This is a genomic window from Sulfobacillus harzensis (assembly GCF_012933365.1).
Taxonomy (GTDB): domain Bacteria; phylum Bacillota; class Sulfobacillia; order Sulfobacillales; family Sulfobacillaceae; genus Sulfobacillus_B; species Sulfobacillus_B harzensis.
This window is the reverse complement of sequence record NZ_JABBVZ010000030.1, coordinates 1-16,076: the sequence shown is the minus strand read 5'-3', so window position 1 is coordinate 16,076 and position 16,076 is coordinate 1. Positions and strand designations below refer to the sequence as shown.

Here is a 16,076-nt window from a genome sequence, read left to right as displayed (position 1 = left end):
GAAGAGCTTATGAGGGGGACACAGGTTATGAAAGTGCTGATGGTTGGGGCTGGGACGATGGGCCGGGTTCACGCGCAGGCCTGGGCCGAAATCGACGAGGGCGAGTTGGTGGGCGTCGTGGATCCTGATCCGGCCTGCGGCGCCTCCCTCGCGCGATCGGCGTCGGTGCCTGCCTTCGCGAGTCTCGAGGAGGCGCTGGGCGTGATGGCGGTCGATGTTGTCGACGTGTGCGTCCCCACATATCTTCACCGGGCCACGGTAGAACAAGCCCTGACCGCCGGATGCCATGTGATTTGCGAAAAGCCCATGGCGCTGAACCTTGACGAGGCGCAATCCATGATTGACGCGGCCACGCGGGCTCGACGACAGCTCTTGATTGCTCACGTGGTACGGTTCTTTCCGCAGTATGCGCTGGCCCGTCAACGGGTGAAGAACGGGGCGATTGGGGAGGTGGGGACGGCACGCACCTTTCGCGGCGGCGCGTACCCTGTCGGTTGGCAAGACTGGTATGGAGACCCCAACAAAAGCGGCACGTTGGCGACGGACTTGCTCATTCACGATATCGACTTTCTCCGCTGGACCTTTGGCGAGGTTCAGCGTGTTTACGCGAAGAGCCTTAACGTTAAGGGCGATCACGTGTTAGTCAGCCTCCGGTTTGCCAATGGTCTTATCGCTCAGTGCGAAGGCAGTTGGGCCTACCCCGCGGGATTTTCCTACGCGTTCGAATTGGCGGGACGTGAGGGTCTCATAGCCTTTGACAGTCGGCAGAGTCGCGCGATCGAGGTGTGGGAGTCGACGGCCCCATTAGCACCGCGGGTGGCCATCCCTGAAAGCCCGCTCGTGCAAAGCCCCTATGTGGCGGAATTGGAGCACTTTTTAGCGGTGATTCGGGACGGCGTTGAGCCGCGGGTCACGGCGGAAGATGCTTTTCGGGCTCTTGAACTCAGCATGATGGTCCGTCGTTCCTGGGAAACGGGCCAACCGGTCGAGGTGGAATAGGACGGTGAACAGTGCCAGCATGAACATCGGTATTCTCAGTTTTGCCCATATGCATGCCTACAGCTACGCCGCAGTGCTTGCCCAATTGGAGGATGTCCATCTCACGGTGGTGGCCGATGACGATGAGGAGCGCGGTCGAATGGCGGCGCAGCAATGGGGCGCCGCGTATTTTCGTGACTATCAACGGGCTCTGCGCGAGCCGCTCGATGCTGTTATTGTGACCAGTGAGAACGCGCGCCATGCCGAAATGGTCGTGGCGGCATTTGATGCGGGCATGCATGTTTTGGTGGAAAAGCCGATTGCGACCAGCGTTGCCGATGGGATGCGCATGGTGGATGCGGCGGATGCCGCCCATTGCATCCTGCAGGTTGCGTTTCCCATGCGCTTTAATGTGCCAATCGCCGCCGTGAAGAAGCAGATTGACCGGGGAAGCTTGGGCAAGGTTCTTGCCATCAACGGGACCAACCGAGGCCAAAATCCGGGCGGATGGTTTGTGGATCCGGCGCTTGCCGGTGGCGGCGCCATCATGGACCATACCGTGCATGTGGTGGATTTGATGCGCTGGTACACCGGCGCCGAGGTTCGAGAAGTGTACGCTGAAGTCGGACGTCGTTTCTACGATATACCCACCGACGATGCCGGGCTGTTGTCTTTAGAATTCGACAACGGAGTTATTGCTGGGCATGATCCGAGTTGGTCCAGGCCTCAGGGAATCTTTCCTACCTGGGGCGATGTCACGTTAGAGGTGGTGGGGACTGAACGAGTGGCGCGGGTCGATGCCTATGCGCAACATGTGATGGAGTACAGCGCCCGGGTGGGCCATGCGGTACACCGAGGCTGGGGTGACGATCCCGATGCGCTCATGATTAAGTCCTTCATTGACGCCTGTCGCCATGGTCGAAAACCGTTGGTGACTGGGCTTGATGGGGTTCGGGCCACAGAAGTGGCGCTTTTCGCATACGAGTCGGCTCGTCTGGGGAGGCCGGTTCGATTAAGGTAGGGGACCGAAGTCCTCATAAATAGCAATCACTGGATCCGGATGTCGGGATCCACGGCACCGCCAATGTCTCGCCCGCAATCGATAACGGATTGCGGGTTTTTTATTTTGTCATCCCGAATAGCGATAAGATTTTCACCCACAGTGACGCCGTTCGACTCAGCCAAACGGGACACCACCTACGTACATCGTTTGGTGAAATCTCGGAAGTGCGGGCCATAAGGGGTTAGCGAAGCCATTGGTCACTTTTGTCGATGGGGATCGTTATACTGGTGAAGACTATACATCTCAAGGAGATCGCGATGACCCCATTTCATTCCCGTGAATCCCATACCCCTTCGCGTCGCCCTCGCTCCGGATACCATCGTGCGCGGCGCGTGTGCTCCTGCTGTGATTGGGGATCGGCGCCTTTCAGAAGGAAACCACAAGGACGCTGAAGTCGTCGAGACATAGCCGAAAAGCGCTTCCATGACTGCCTCGAACGTTCGCCCTCGCTAATCTCGGGTATGAATTGACCAACCCATGCGCAATAAACTGTATACAGTTGACAGTTTATCCTTTCTTTTGCTATTCTTCCAACGACATCGCAAACCCGCATTGAAAGTTGGGGGAACATTATGAACAAACGCGTCGCCGTGGTGTCGGGAGGAAACGGCGCCATTGGACAGGGCGTGGTCGATGCTCTAAGGCAGCGGGGTGTGGAACCCGTTGTCTTTGACCGGAGCGCCAGCTCTGCGGCCGAGTCTGGGACTCGGCAGCTTGAAGTCGATGTTACCAATTACGTCGACGTATCGCGCCAAGTGGCCACGGTCGTGCGCGATTATGGCCGCATTGACTATCTTATTTGCGCTCAAGGTGTCGTGAGCGAAGCCCCCGTCATCGATCTGGAACTCTCCGAATGGGAACGCATCCTAACCGTGAATCTTACCGGAACGTTTGTTATGTGCCGGTCGGTATTGCCATTCATGCAGCAAAAACGGTTCGGCCGGATTGTCACCTTCTCAACAGGTTATATCACCCGTGGCTACGCCAATGGAGCTCATTATGCGGCCGCTAAGGCTGGCATCGCTGCGCTCACCAAATCGTTGGCGCTGGAGGTTGCTCCCTTGGGGATTACCGCCAATTGTGTGGCGCCTGGTCCGGTGGATTCGCCCATGTTAGAGCAGATCACCCAAGGCAAGCGGGAAGCGTGGGAAGCCGGCATTCGGGCTCGGATTCCACGGGGGCGGGTGGCGCAAGTGTCCGACGTGGTGGCGCCCGTCCTGTTCTTTCTCAGTGACGAGGCTGACTACATCACGGGCCAGACCATGCATGTGAGCGGAGGCCTTTACAACCCCTAACCGGAAAAGGAGGAGAAACCATGGGACCAGAAGCCGTTCTTTTTTCGGAAATGGAACCCCAGAAAGAATGGGAAGCGGATTTCAACGAATGGTACAACACCGAGCACGTCCCCTTGAGAATGGCGCTTCCGGGATTTTCCCGCGCTAATCGGTACCGCTCGACCACCGATGAGCGCCACTATCTGGCCGTCTATGAAATGGCCGGGGCCGATGTGCTGGCATCCGACGCCTATCGGGCCATCAAGGAAAACCCATCGGAGCGCACCCGGTGGATGCTGGCCAACGTTGGCGGATTCACCCGCTATACATATCAACATTTGGGCATCACAACCCGCCCCGACCAGTCCCGCATCTGGGAGGCACCGTATCTCTATGCGGTGCGGTTTGACGTGCCGCCGGAACGGGCTCCTGAATTCGATGCCTGGTACGAGCGCGATCACATTCCCACGCTTTTGCAAGAGCCCGGATGGCTTGGCTGCCGACGGTACTCGATTGTCGATGGAACCCCGAAGCTGATGAGCCACCTGGCGCTCCATTACATCAACGACCCCGATGTGTTGAACTCGGCGGCACGCTCGATCGCGCGGCGTAGCCCCTGGCGGGCTGAGCTGGCCAAAGAATCTTGGTTCAAGGGCGAATACCACGTCTATCAGCGGCTGGAGCCCGTATGGGAGGGGAAATGATGGAACCTGAGATTCGCAAGTGGTACCTAGTTAAGGAGACTGTAGAGTCGGCCATGGGCCGCGCGGACAACGGACAGCCGTTGGTCAAGGTGGCCAGCGCGGTGGTGATCAAGAATCCGGTGGCGGGTCGCTACGTGGAGGATTTGTCGCCGATGGTCGAGATGAGCGGGATTTTGGGCCCGAAGCTGGTTGGCCGCTTGGCCGAGGCAGTGACAGAGCCGATTGAATCCTACGGCAAGGCAGTCTTGATCGGGACCAATGGGGACCAGGAGCAGGGGGTCGCCCTCATCACCACGGTGTTCGGCAACCTCTTTCGCGAGCAGGTGGGCGGCGGAAAGGCCTGGATCTCGTCGATGACCAAGGTGGTTCCGACCGGCGCCTCAATCGACGTGCCCCTGGCCCACAAAGACGCACTGTACGTGCGTTCCCATTACGACGGAATGACCTTGACCTTCCCTGACGCGCCCTATCCGGATGAGTTGGTGATGATTGCGGTCGTGGCCACCCGCGGCAGGATCAACGCGCGCCTGGGCGGTCCCAAGGCTTCGGAGATCACAGGAGTAGACGGACTAAGTTAGCACCACATCAGGAGGTAACTATGCACAAAGAATACACGCGGGCGGAAGCCAAGGATTGGGCCCGTCGCACCTGGTTCGGGTGCACCAACGTCGTCATGCCAACCTTTACGTCGGACCTGACAGGGCTCAATGAGAAAGCCATTATCCACGATATCAACCGGTCCAGCGAGCTGGGATTCTGGGGTAGTCTTCTGGTGTCGGAGTGCAACACCACAACCGAGGAAATGATTCAGCTCGTCCGGGTAGCCGCTGCCAATCGTCCCCGTGAGGATTACCGATTGGTGCTGCACGGCTCGTTTGGTACGAGCCAGGAGCTGGTTCATGTAGCCCAGGAGGCAGAAAAGGCAGGGCTGGACGCGTTGCTTCTGTCCTACCCGCCCAGCTTTTATCCCAAGTCTTCCGACGAAATCGTGGCCTTTACGCGTAACATTGCCGAGCAAACCAACTTGGCCATGATTCTGTTCGCGGTGCCCACCTGGGACTTCGGACGACTGGACGTGACCGGATTTCCCATGGACGCACTCGAGAAAATGACCGACATCGACACGGTGGTCGCGTTGAAGTACGAGTGCGGACACCCCGGAAGCGGCGGCATGGTTGAAATTCAGCGGCGCATCAAGGGCAAGGTGCTTATTGCCGATCCGCTCGAACAAAACGCCCCGGGGTGGATTGACGCCTACGGCATGCCCTGGATGGGCACTTCCAATTACGAGTACTACGGCGATGCGGTGCCCAAATGGCACCGGCTCATGACGGTCGGCCAGTGGGAAGAGGCGATGCCGCTCTTTTGGCAGTTCCATCCGGCCCGCATCGCGAAGAGCGGACTGATGGCCTCAGTAAGCGGCGCCAAGCTGATTCACCGCGCGGCATGGAAATACATGCAGTGGCTGCAAGGGTTCAATGGCGGGCCGCTGCGCATGCCGCAAATGCGGGTTGACGCCAAGAGCATGAAGCTATACCGAGACAGTTTGGTACGGTCCGGGTCTCGTCCGACCGACGATCCTGACGAACTCTTCTTCGCGGGGAGAAACCCTCTATGACCGAGCCCATCATCCTGCGTCATGACGATATTGCTGGGCTTTTGACCCCAGCGGACGCCCTCGAAGTGATGGATGGGCTCTTAAGCCTCGAGGCCGACGGGCGTATACGTCAGCCGGCCCGCACCAATATTGTCTATCCCGGAGGATGGTTCCGGGTCATGCCTGGGGCTCTTCTCGGGGAGGACGATACCTACACGGGACTAAAGGTGATGAACCTTTCGTCGGAAGGGCTACGTTATCTCATCCTGCTCTTCTCCGGAAGCACCGGAGAGCTCTTGGCGCTGCTGGATGCGGCGCTCGTTACCGCGAGCCGTACGGCCGCCATGGCGGCGGCGGCCGCCCGTCGCCTTTTGGGACAGGATCGGGTCAGTATCGGCGTCTTTGGTAGCGGCTATGAGGCACAAGCTCAGCTCCGGGCGCTGGCGGGGGCGCTCAATGCCGACTCGGCTGTGGTGTACAGCCCGAATCCAGCCCACCGGTCCAATTTCAGCAAGACGATGAGCGAAGAGCTCTCGATTTCCGTCACTCCGGTGGAATCGGCCCAAGAGGCCGCGGGCCATCCGTTGCTGGTGCTGGCCACCAAGACCGATAAGCCGGTCCTGCAGTCGCACTGGGTGGCACCAGGTACGGTCATCCTGTCGATTGGGTCCACGCGTCCGGAGCAGCGTGAGATCGACACCGCCCTCATTGAGCGGGCCACCGCCATTATTGCGGACCATCCGGCCCAGGTGATGACTGAGTCGGGCGACTTCATTGCCGCCACGGCGGACAACCGGGTGAGCTCAGAACGGCTTATCCCGCTTGCTCAACTTGATGCCCATTTCAACAAGACTGCCGAGAGCCTCATCCTCTACAAATCCACCGGCACCTCGACACAGGACCTCGCTTTAGCTGTTTTTCTCTATCAAAAGGCAAGGCGTGAACGCGTTGGAGAATCGTTGGCCCAGTTTCCGTGGCTAAAATCAAAGGAGGTATAACGAGATGAGACTTCGTCGAAAGATGGGTGGACTGGTCTTGGCCAGTGTTGGGTGTCTTGGGGTATTGGCAGCCGGATGCGGAAGCTCTTCGGGGAATGTGGCGGCGTCGGGGGGTAAAGCGCCGTTGAAGATTGGTGTATTAACCGAACAGACCGGGCAGTTCAGTTGGTTCGGGACGGACACCGAGCGGGCCGCGAAACTGTGGGCGACGACCGTCAATAAAAAGGGTGGGATCAACGGGCAAAAGGTTCAACTCGTGACCTACAACACCCAGTCGAGTCCGGCAGACGCCGCTCAGGGGTACAAGTCCCTGTCCAGCCAAGGTGTCGCCGCGGTAGTTGGGCTGGGCCTCTTAGGCGACATGCAGGCGGTAGCGCCCTTGACGGCTAATGGGCCGGTCGTCTATTCCAACTGCGGAATTTACGATCCCCAAGGCGAAAAGAATGTCTTCGCCGGACAGATTTTCATTCCGGAGCTGGACGGTTATGTGTTGAATTGGCTTAAGCAAAACCACATCACCAAAGTCGGTCTGATCACCACCAACGACGCTACCGGCCAAGCTACCTCGGCGGCTCTGACCAAACTGGCTCCCAAGGACCATCTGCAGTTGGTTGGGCAGGAGTTCTTCGACCCCACCAGCACAGACGTCACGCCGCAGCTCAGCAAGTTGGAAGCCGCCCATGCGCACGCCATCTTGGCCTTGGTGGTCGGGCAGCCTCTAGGCGTGGTGTTGCAGGGAATCCACGAACTGGGGATTACGGCGCCGGTCATTACCTCGGAAGGAAACTTGACCCCGGCGTTCTTGCAGTCGTTGAGTCAGCAAGCGCCGAAGGATCTGTTGTTCGCGGCTTCGCAGGACATGAGCTATGGCGATCTGCCCAGCGGCACCCCGGGCAAGTCTCAAATTTCCGCGTTCGACACGCTGTACCAAAAGACCTATTCGGCCACCCCGGGGCTCGGTGCGTCCTCGACGTGGGACGAACTCAATATTTTGGGCCAAGCCATCAAGAGTGCGCATAGCACCAAGGCCAGCGCGATTGACAGCGCCATCGAGAACATTCACCACTATGTCGGTCTGCAGGGAGTCTATGACTTCTCCCAAACCGACCACCGCGGGCTCGGTCTGAGCAGCGCGGTCATGCTCCAGTATAAGAACGGGAAGCTCGTGTACTCATCCAAACCTTAGGAGGCTGCCATGTCCCAATTCATGCAGTATACGTTCGGCGGACTCACTACGGGAGCCATCTTCGCGCTGATTGCCCTGGGATTCACGCTGATCTTCCGGGTCAGCCGCGTGATGAACCTGGCTCAAGGCCAATTCTATGCATGGTCGGCGTTGATCGAATCCTCGCTGCTGGCTGCGCTCAAGGTGCCGCTCTGGATGTCGCTCTTGGTGGCGGTCGTAGCCACCGGAGTGCTGGGCGTCATCATTGACTACGCGGCCCTCAGACGGACTCGGGCCACCGACATTTCCACCCTGTTGGTCATTACCCTGGGAGCCTCGACAGCGCTTGAGGGACTGGCGCAAGTGATTTGGGGCAGCAATCCGCTGTCGCTGCCCGCGTTCACGGGAAATAACACGTTCCACTTTCTCGGGGCATCCCTCCTGCCGCAAGATATTTGGGTGGTGGGCGGCCTGGTGGTGGTGGTCATCGCACTCGGCTTATTCGTGGATAGGACCATGGCCGGCAAGGCCTTGACGGCGATCGCGGAAATGCCCTCCACGGTGGGGATGCTGGGTATTAACCTTGGGCAGTTTCGCTTGTTGGCATTCTTCATCTCCGGAGCCATTGGCGGCTTGGCTGGGGTCCTGGCCAGCCCCATCACCTACATCTCGTACAGCTCGGGGCTACCGCTGGGCCTGCAAGGGTTCGCAGCCGCGGTTGTCGGCGGCATCGGAAGCCCCTTGGGGGCGGTGTTTGGCGGACTCGGATTGGGTCTGGCACAGCAGTATGCGGCCGGATTTGTCTCATCCATCTACGCTTCCGCGGTTCCTTTTGCCATCTTGGTGGTCGTGTTGATTTTCCGGTCGTTTCGCCAGCGCACCGCGATTATCGATGGCCGCCGGGCGCGGGTGCAGTTCATCCCGTTCGGCCGTCCCTCACTAGTCATGGCGATTGCGTTGGGAGTGCTCATGGTGGTCACGCCATGGACCGGACATGAAGGCTTGGAAAGCATGGGCATCAACGCCGGCATCTTTGTGCTGGCCACCCAAGGACTGCAACTGATGCAGGGCCAAACCGGTATCATCTCGATTGGTCAGGGGGCATTCATGACCTTCGGCGCGTACGCCACCGCCATTTTGACCGTCCACATGGGACTGTCGCCATTTCTTGGACTCTTGGCGGGCGTCGTGTTGTCGGCGCTCATCGCCCTGGGACTGGGCGCGGTGACCCTGCGCCTCTCCGGCTACAACCTGGCCATTGTCACCCTGGCGTTGGCCGAGGTTGTGGACACCGTGGTCAATGGCTGGCGGGGATTGACCCAGGGGGCGACCGGCATCGTGGGCATCCCCACCATGGGCTCGCTCTCGACCAACGCCTTCTATTATCTCGTGTGGGCGCTGGTCATTGTCGGGGCGATTGTGCTTTACCGCATTGACAAGAGTGAGCTGGGACGGGCACTTAAAGCTCTGAGGCAGGATGAGGTGGCGGCGGCGACCAACGGCGTCGCGGTAGCCCGGCTGAAAATTGGCGTATTCCTCATTGCCAGCGTCTTCGCGGCCGTATCTGGAAGCCTCTACGCCCAATCCATCAGCTTGGTAACACCAGGCACGTTTGATCCCTCAACGTCGATCCTGCTGTTGGTCATGGTGTTTGTAGGGGGGGAGACCTCCATTCTGGGACCGGTGGTGGGTGCCGTCGTCATGGTGGCTCTGTCCACGGTGTTGTCTGGTGTGGCTGAGTGGCTGTCGGTTATTCAAGGCGTGCTGTTGGTGTCCATTATGGTGGGCATGCCGCAAGGCATCATGGGGGCGATTGAGCTTTATTGGCGCCCGCGAAAGGCGCGGGAACCGAACGGTTCCTCGAAGGAGATGACCGCATGACAACGTTGAGTGTGGACCATGTGGTGCGGGCTTTCGGCGGCGTGCGGGCGGTGGACGATGTCAGCTTCCAGGCTGGAGCCGGCTCCATCCACGCGATCATTGGCCCCAACGGCGCGGGCAAGACCACGCTGTTCAACTTGATTTCGGGTGTCTTGCCGCCGACCACCGGGGCAGTGCGGCTGGACGAGGTGTCCTTACATGACAAGCCGTCCCACCAGATCGCGGAGCTCGGCGTCATCCGAACCTTCCAGCACCCGCGGGTGTTTACCGGGTGGACCGTGCGCGACAACGTGATGCTGGGAGCGCACTTGGAGGTGCGCACCGGATTCCTGTCGACGATATTAGGGGTGCGGCGTCAAAGGCATCTTAAAGCGCTTGCCGAAGAACGGGCGGACGCGGCGCTGGGCGAGGTAGGCTTGGGCGATGCTGCCGACCTGGTGGCGGGCCATCTTACCACCGGCCAAGAGCGGTTGATGGATATGGCGCGTGCGTTGGCGGCGCGTCCCCGGGTGCTGCTGTTGGATGAGCCAGCAGCCGGGCTCACCCCGATGGAGACCCGCGAACTGGCGCAGCGCTTGAAGGCTCTGAAGGGGCCGGACCGCGTCATCATCGTCATTGAGCACGATATGTCGCTGGTGTTTGACGTGGCGGATTCCGTCATGGTCATGAACCAGGGCCGATTAATTGCGTCGGGTTCACCGGCGCAAGTTGCCCAAGAGGCGGCGGTCCGAGAAGCTTACCTGGGAAGCGAGATGCTCGAACATGCTGGCGATTGAGCACGTGTCTGCGTCCTATGGGCGCGGGGATGTATTGGAAGACGTGAGCTTGGTAGTGGGGCCGGGCGAGATTGTGGCGCTCTTGGGGCCAAACGGGGCCGGCAAGACCAGTTTGTTTCGGGCGGTTGCGGGCCTGATACGGGCACGGTCCGGCCATGTCCGTTTCAAAGGCGCGGCCATTGAGGCGTTGCCGCCCTGGAAAATTGCACGGCTGGGCATCGGCTTCGTGCCGGAAGGCCGTCAGCTGGTGAACTCGCTGTCCGCGCGAGACAATGCACGGCTCTTGATATCCTACGGCACGACTAAACAGCCCGCGGAGCGTGAAGCGGCCATAAATCGGGCCCTGGCATTGTTTCCTCAGCTTAAAGGCCTGGAAGATCGGACCGTTGGCAGCATGTCGGGAGGGCAGCAGCAAATGGTTGCGATGGCGCGGGCGCTCTCCGGCGACCCGGAGCTTTTGCTGCTGGATGAGCCGTCGCTTGGATTGGCACCGCTCACGGTGAAAGAGGTGTACCGTGCGATTGAGGCATACAAGAGCAGCGGGCACGGCATTTTGCTGATTGAGCAGCATGCAACGGTGGCACTGTCGGTGGCTGACCGGGTGTATGTGATGAACCACGGGAAAGTGGTGGCACATGAGCGGGCGGAGAACATCGATCGCGAAGGCGATTTATGGAATGTGTACATGGGACAGAAGGGATGACATCGATGAGCAGCTTTAGCGTGGGCACAGGACTTTATATCACTGGAGAGTGGCAGACGACAGACCGGCTGTTGGAGGTGCACCACAAGTTTACGGGCGACCTCTTGGGGGAATTGCACCAAGCCGGCCCAGCCGACGTCGACCGGGCCGTCCGGGCTGCCGACCAGGCCATGCGCCAAAACCCGCTGTCGGCCTATGAGCGGTACAGTATCTTGCGCCGTTTGGCCGACTTGTTCGGGGAACACCACGAGGAATTGGCGCTGACCATCGCGCGTGAGGGCGGAAAGCCTCTGAAGGACGCTCGGGCCGAGGTGTCCCGCGCGCAGCAGACGGTGATTGTGTCGTCGGAAGAGGCAAAGCGCATCCATGGAGAAACCGTGCCGCTGGACGCGGCCCCGGGAACGGGCCATCGCTTTGGCCTGTATATGCGGGTACCGGTGGGCGTAGTCGCAGCCATCAGCCCGTTCAATTTTCCCTTGAATTTGGTTGTGCACAAGGTGGCACCGGCAATTGCCGCAGGGTGCGCTGTGGTGCTGAAACCCGCCTCTACGACTCCCCTGACGGCCGTCTTGCTGGCGAACCTGTTGACCGAAGCGGGGCTGCCGCCCGGCTACCTCAACCTGGTGGTGGGACCGGGGAGCGCCGTGGGGGACCAGTTAGTCAAACACCCGGCGGTTCGCATGGTGACGTTCACCGGGAGCCCAGGCGTGGGCCTCGCCATTCATCAGGCGGCGGGCCTAAAGAAGATTACCTTGGAGCTCGGCAACAACTCCGCAAATATCGTGCACCGCGACGCAGACGTGGTGCAGGCGGCGGGCCTTTTGGCGCAGCGAGCCTATGGATCGGCTGGACAGTTTTGTGTGTCCGTCCAGCGCATTTACGTGCATGAGGACATTGTTGCGCGATATCAAGAGGAGATGCTCGCGGCCATCGACCGGCTGAAGGTTGGCAATCCCGAGGATCCTGCTACCGACGTCGGCCCCTTGATCACCGAAAACGAGGCACGGCGGGTGCACGAGTGGGTCGATGAGGCCCGTACTGGCGGGGCTCGGGTTCTGACGGGCGGCGGGCGCTCGGGGCCGGTGGTGGCACCCACGCTGTTGACCGACGTCACAGCCGACATGAAGGTGGTGGCGCAGGAGGTGTTCGGACCAGTCGCCTCGATTATTCCGTACGCCGACTTTGACGAGGCGATTCGGTTGGTGAACGAGGGACCCTACGGACTCCAAGCCGGAGTCTTCACCCACGACTTGGATCTGGCTTGGCGGGCAGCGGCCAAGATCGAGACGGGCGGCGTCAACATCAACGACACCTCAAGCTTCCGCGCCGACCACATGCCCTACGGCGGGCAGAAGGACAGCGGCATTGGACGCGAGGGACCACGCTTTGCGGTGGAGGAAATGACCGACATCCGCATGGTGACCTTCAATTTCAACCGGTAAGGAGATGAGTCGAGTGATGCCTCCGATGATTATGGAGTCAATCGTGCTGGAGGTGCCGGATCGCGAAGCCGCGGCCCGATACTACCATGACGTGTATGGCCTGTATCAGTTTCCCGGTGAGACGGAAGTGCTGGGGAGACCGGCATACTGGCTCGGCACCCTCGGGCATCTGGGAGTGCGCAAGGAAATTGCGTTGGTTCAGGGAAGCTCCGAGCGTCCGTGGCGGCTCTTGCAGATGACGTACGTGACGTCGGATCTGAAGCAGCTGCGCGAGATGGTGTTGCCGCGGCTGCAGCAGCGAAACATTGCCTTTGAAAATCTCGGAGAGAGTTTCGCGGTCAACGATCCGGACGGCAACCGGGTGGTGCTGGCCCATCCTTCGCCCTCGTGGCCGGTCATGGAAGCCCGGCTGGAACGTCCATTTTTGCTGACCAAGTTGAGCCACGTCACGTTGGTGAGTGGCGATTCGGCGGCCGCCTCGTGGTTTTACCGCGAGATCCTCGACTTTCGGATTGCTGAGGAAACCGACGGCGTGTTCTTTTGGCTGGGTAGCAGCTCCGACCACCACAGTCTCGCGATTGCGCCCGGCAGGGGCACCGGTGTGGATCATGTCGCCTTCGAACTGGAGAGCTGGGCAGAAGTCAAGCGCCTGGCGGATCATTTGGCGGATCAGAATGTCGCTCTGGAAGCGGGCCCAGGGCGCCATCGGGTTGGCGGCAACATCTTTATCTACACCCACGACTTAAACGGTCTGCGTTTTGAATTCCTCTGCGAGATGCGCGAAGTGGTCAATCCGGAAACCGCCAAGGTGTGGCCGCGCGGGAGCCGGGCGATTACTTACAATGCGTGGGGCATCGTGCCGCCAGAAAATCCCTAAAAGAAAGGAAGTTAGCGTTATGGCAGAGGCACACGATGTGAAGTCTCGGGTGGCGCAAAAGCTCGCCCTGATTGAGCCCGAATCCGGGAATCTCCCGGCGTCCATTTTCACGGACCCGGATCTGTTTTACCAGGAGGTCCGGACGCTGTTTCTGAGTTCATGGCAGTTTTTGGCCCATGCGTCCGAGATTCCGGAAAATGGCGACTTTGTCACGCGGGTCATTGGACAGCAGGATGTGATCGTAGCCCGCGGTTCGGATGGTGAGGTGCGCGCTTTCTATAATCTCTGTCGGCATCGCGGCATGCGCGTATGCCGAGTCGAGCATGGCAACACGCCGGCGTTCCGGTGCCCGTACCACGGCTTCACCTATCGCAATACCGGGGAGCTTTCCGGCATTCCGCAGGAGAAGTCTATTTTTCCAAACGGCCGCGTCGATAAGGGACAGCTCGGGCTGTATCCAGTCCGGATCGAAATCTATCGCGACATGATTTTCGGCACCTTGGGCAGTCAGGTCGAGCCGCTCGAGAAATTCTTAGGCAACATGCGCTGGTACCTCGATTTAATTGTGGGCCGGGCTCCCATGGAAGTGTTAGGCCCCCCGCATCGGTGGATTGTCCCGAGCAATTGGAAAATCCCTTCGGAGAACTTCCTGACAGACGCCTATCACACGCTTTTTTCCCACCGGTCCATTTCCGAAATCGGCATGGCGCCCAAAGCCGATTTTGCCCAGAGCGGCTACCACGTGAACGCCGGAGGCGGGCACGGACGCGGCATTGGATCACCGGCCGACGTGTTTATGTTCGATGAGGGACTTCGGTCGACGTTTGCGTCCGCGCTTTCCGCGGACCAAGTCCGCGTCTTAGAGTCCATGAAAAACGCTCATGGCACGGTATTCCCGAATCTGTCGTTTTTGGTCTCGCTGGTCAAGGTGGACGACCGGCCCATATCGCTCACGACCATTCGCCTTTGGGAGCCGTTGGACGTGAATCAGACCCGGATCTGGTCGTGGTTCCTAGTGGAGAAGGACGCCTCGGCGGACTGGAAGGAGCGCTCGCGTCAGGCGTATATCCTGACGTTTGGGCCGTCCGGCATTTTCGAGCAGGACGACACCGAAAACTGGACTGACATCACGCAAAACCTGACGGGACCCGCTGTCGAGGCCAAGCCGGTCGAGCTGCTCTACCAGATGGGGATGGGTCAGCATCCGCTCACGGACTTTGCGGGTCCTGGTGATGTCTATCAGGGTAAGTACTCCGAAGCCAATGCCCGATCCTTTTATCGGCGATGGCTTGACATCCTGACACGAGGGGAGGGCGCGTGATGGATATCGAATTGACTCTCCAAGTATCGGATTGGCTCTACCAAGAGGCCGACCTGTTGGATCAAGGGCGCTTTCAGGACTGGCTCAAGCTGATGGACCCGGACGTTCACTACTACGCGCCAGTCCGCCAAAATTTGTATCAGAACAGCCTCGACAGCGAGATGCGGATCTTTGAGGAAAATCTCCGCACCCTCACGCTGCGGGTCGAGCGCCTCTATACGGAATTCGCTTGGGCGGAAAGCCCGCCCTCGCGCACCCGGCACAACATCACCAACATTCGGGTTCGCTCGGAGGCCGATGGGGTGGTCGCCGCGCAAAGCAACTTCATTTTTGTGCGGAGCCGCGGTGAGGATGCGGCATCGGACGTGCTGTCTGGCCAGCGAGAGGACACACTGCGGCGCACAGCCGACGGATTCATGCTCTTGGAGCGGCGCATTGTACTCGACCAGAGCGTATTGGCCGTTAAGAATGTTGCATTCTTTCTCTAAATGGCGAAATGATCCAAGAGAATATTTGGAAGAGGAGGGCGATCGATGGCAGACAATCTGTTCGGGGAACCGATCAAGAAGGACCCTAACTTGACGACGCTGGTCGTCAACCGCCTGCGGGAAGCCATTGCCAATGGGTCGCTCGCCCCTGGCACGGAGTTGAGCCAAGTAGAGATCGCAGACATGCTTCAAGTCAGCCGTGTGCCAGTGCGCGAAGCACTGAAGCAGCTCGAGGCCGAAGGACTGGTGTTGTCCCGCCCTTATCGGAAGACGGTGGTCTCCTTTCTGGATTCCAACCGCATTATCGAGCAAATGGAAATTCGCAAGGCCCTAGAGCGGTTGGGACTGGCGCATGGCATTCCCCGAATGACCAGCGTGCACTTAACAGAGGTCGAGGAAATTTTAGCGCAGGCGGAATCGGACGGCATTGTCCATGAAGAATGGACACAACTCAATCGGATGTTCCACACCCAATTGTACGCCGTGCTGGATTGGCCGTTTTTTCAAGGGTTGATCGATAGCATCCAACTGAACGTTGGGCGGTATCTCCGGCGACAGGGAAAGCCGGTTTTTCGAGAGGCGGTGGCCAACCGGGAGCATCGAGCCATTGTGGCCGCCTGCCGGGCGGGGAACATCGAAGAAGCGCAGCGGCTTATGGACGGTCACATCGACGCCACCAAGATGGGGCTTTTGAAGGCGGTTGAGTCCATCGATTCCGGCACATAGCAGCGTAAAGGAGACACGCATGCCCCTGCAGGGCACTCACACACATGAAAAAAGGGCGTCGGCACGGGGAGTATGATGAGGGT

At 59.6% G+C, this 16,076-nt stretch carries 17 protein-coding genes; 16 read left to right on the top strand and 1 reads right to left on the bottom strand.

The window, feature by feature from the left end:
- Window positions 1–27: 27 nt before the first annotated feature.
- On the top strand, window positions 28–999 hold the full coding sequence (locus tag HIJ39_RS10360) for a Gfo/Idh/MocA family protein (RefSeq protein WP_207711604.1): 972 nt from the start codon (window positions 28–30) through the stop codon (window positions 997–999).
- 4 nt (window positions 1,000–1,003) lie between these two features.
- Window positions 1,004–1,999, top strand: coding sequence for a Gfo/Idh/MocA family protein (locus HIJ39_RS10355; RefSeq protein WP_207711603.1), 996 nt, complete (start codon window positions 1,004–1,006; stop codon window positions 1,997–1,999).
- Window positions 2,000–2,025: 26 nt separating this feature from the next.
- Here HIJ39_RS10355 and HIJ39_RS10350 read toward each other — a convergent pair whose 3' ends face one another.
- Window positions 2,026–2,163 (bottom strand): hypothetical protein, encoded by a 138-nt coding sequence (locus tag HIJ39_RS10350; protein ID WP_169099373.1) that lies wholly within the window; start codon window positions 2,161–2,163, stop codon window positions 2,026–2,028.
- A 450-nt stretch (window positions 2,164–2,613) separates the two neighbouring features.
- On the opposite strand from HIJ39_RS10350, the gene HIJ39_RS10345 reads away from it, so the two are divergent.
- The 14 genes from HIJ39_RS10345 to HIJ39_RS10280 are packed head-to-tail and all read left to right on the top strand — an operon-like array spanning window position 2,614 to window position 15,993.
- Window positions 2,614–3,336: an SDR family NAD(P)-dependent oxidoreductase gene (locus tag HIJ39_RS10345; protein WP_169099371.1), complete on the top strand. Its 723-nt coding sequence runs from the start codon at window positions 2,614–2,616 to the stop codon at window positions 3,334–3,336.
- A gap of 20 nt (window positions 3,337–3,356) precedes the next feature.
- A complete protein-coding gene (locus HIJ39_RS10340) occupies window positions 3,357–4,019 on the top strand; it encodes a DUF4286 family protein (protein ID WP_169099369.1) in 663 nt (220 codons plus the stop codon).
- Window positions 4,019–4,597, top strand: a complete 579-nt coding sequence (locus tag HIJ39_RS10335; RefSeq protein WP_207711602.1) for an amino acid synthesis family protein — start codon at window positions 4,019–4,021, stop codon at window positions 4,595–4,597. Before HIJ39_RS10340 ends, HIJ39_RS10335 begins: the two co-directional genes overlap by 1 nt.
- A 20-nt stretch (window positions 4,598–4,617) precedes the next feature.
- On the top strand, window positions 4,618–5,637 hold the full coding sequence (locus tag HIJ39_RS10330; RefSeq protein WP_169099365.1) for a dihydrodipicolinate synthase family protein: 1,020 nt from the start codon (window positions 4,618–4,620) through the stop codon (window positions 5,635–5,637).
- The gene (locus HIJ39_RS10325) at window positions 5,634–6,614 is read left to right on the top strand and encodes an ornithine cyclodeaminase family protein (RefSeq protein WP_169099363.1); all 981 of its coding nucleotides are present in this window, start codon (window positions 5,634–5,636) and stop codon (window positions 6,612–6,614) included. The genes HIJ39_RS10330 and HIJ39_RS10325 overlap by 4 nt, the downstream gene beginning before the upstream one ends.
- Window positions 6,615–6,618: 4 nt before the next feature.
- On the top strand, window positions 6,619–7,800 hold the full coding sequence (locus tag HIJ39_RS10320) for an ABC transporter substrate-binding protein (protein ID WP_169099361.1): 1,182 nt from the start codon (window positions 6,619–6,621) through the stop codon (window positions 7,798–7,800).
- Between the two features lie 9 nt (window positions 7,801–7,809).
- On the top strand, window positions 7,810–9,660 hold the full coding sequence (locus HIJ39_RS10315; protein WP_169099359.1) for an ABC transporter permease: 1,851 nt from the start codon (window positions 7,810–7,812) through the stop codon (window positions 9,658–9,660).
- Complete coding sequence (locus HIJ39_RS10310) at window positions 9,657–10,436, top strand: ABC transporter ATP-binding protein (RefSeq protein ID WP_169099357.1); 780 nt, start codon at window positions 9,657–9,659, stop codon at window positions 10,434–10,436. Before HIJ39_RS10315 ends, HIJ39_RS10310 begins: the two co-directional genes overlap by 4 nt.
- Entirely contained in the window at window positions 10,423–11,139 is a 717-nt protein-coding gene (locus tag HIJ39_RS10305) for an ABC transporter ATP-binding protein (protein ID WP_169099355.1), read from the top strand. Before HIJ39_RS10310 ends, HIJ39_RS10305 begins: the two co-directional genes overlap by 14 nt.
- A 5-nt stretch (window positions 11,140–11,144) precedes the next feature.
- The gene (locus tag HIJ39_RS10300; RefSeq protein ID WP_169099353.1) at window positions 11,145–12,581 is read left to right on the top strand and encodes an aldehyde dehydrogenase family protein; all 1,437 of its coding nucleotides are present in this window, start codon (window positions 11,145–11,147) and stop codon (window positions 12,579–12,581) included.
- 16 nt (window positions 12,582–12,597) lie between these two features.
- Window positions 12,598–13,458, top strand: a complete 861-nt coding sequence (locus HIJ39_RS10295; RefSeq protein WP_243239531.1) for a VOC family protein — start codon at window positions 12,598–12,600, stop codon at window positions 13,456–13,458.
- Window positions 13,459–13,477: 19 nt separating this feature from the next.
- The gene (locus HIJ39_RS10290; RefSeq protein WP_169099349.1) at window positions 13,478–14,779 is read left to right on the top strand and encodes an aromatic ring-hydroxylating dioxygenase subunit alpha; all 1,302 of its coding nucleotides are present in this window, start codon (window positions 13,478–13,480) and stop codon (window positions 14,777–14,779) included.
- Entirely contained in the window at window positions 14,779–15,267 is a 489-nt protein-coding gene (locus tag HIJ39_RS10285) for an aromatic-ring-hydroxylating dioxygenase subunit beta (protein WP_169099347.1), read from the top strand. Before HIJ39_RS10290 ends, HIJ39_RS10285 begins: the two co-directional genes overlap by 1 nt.
- A gap of 45 nt (window positions 15,268–15,312) precedes the next feature.
- On the top strand, window positions 15,313–15,993 hold the full coding sequence (locus tag HIJ39_RS10280; RefSeq protein ID WP_169099345.1) for a GntR family transcriptional regulator: 681 nt from the start codon (window positions 15,313–15,315) through the stop codon (window positions 15,991–15,993).
- Window positions 15,994–16,076: the final 83 nt, after the last annotated feature.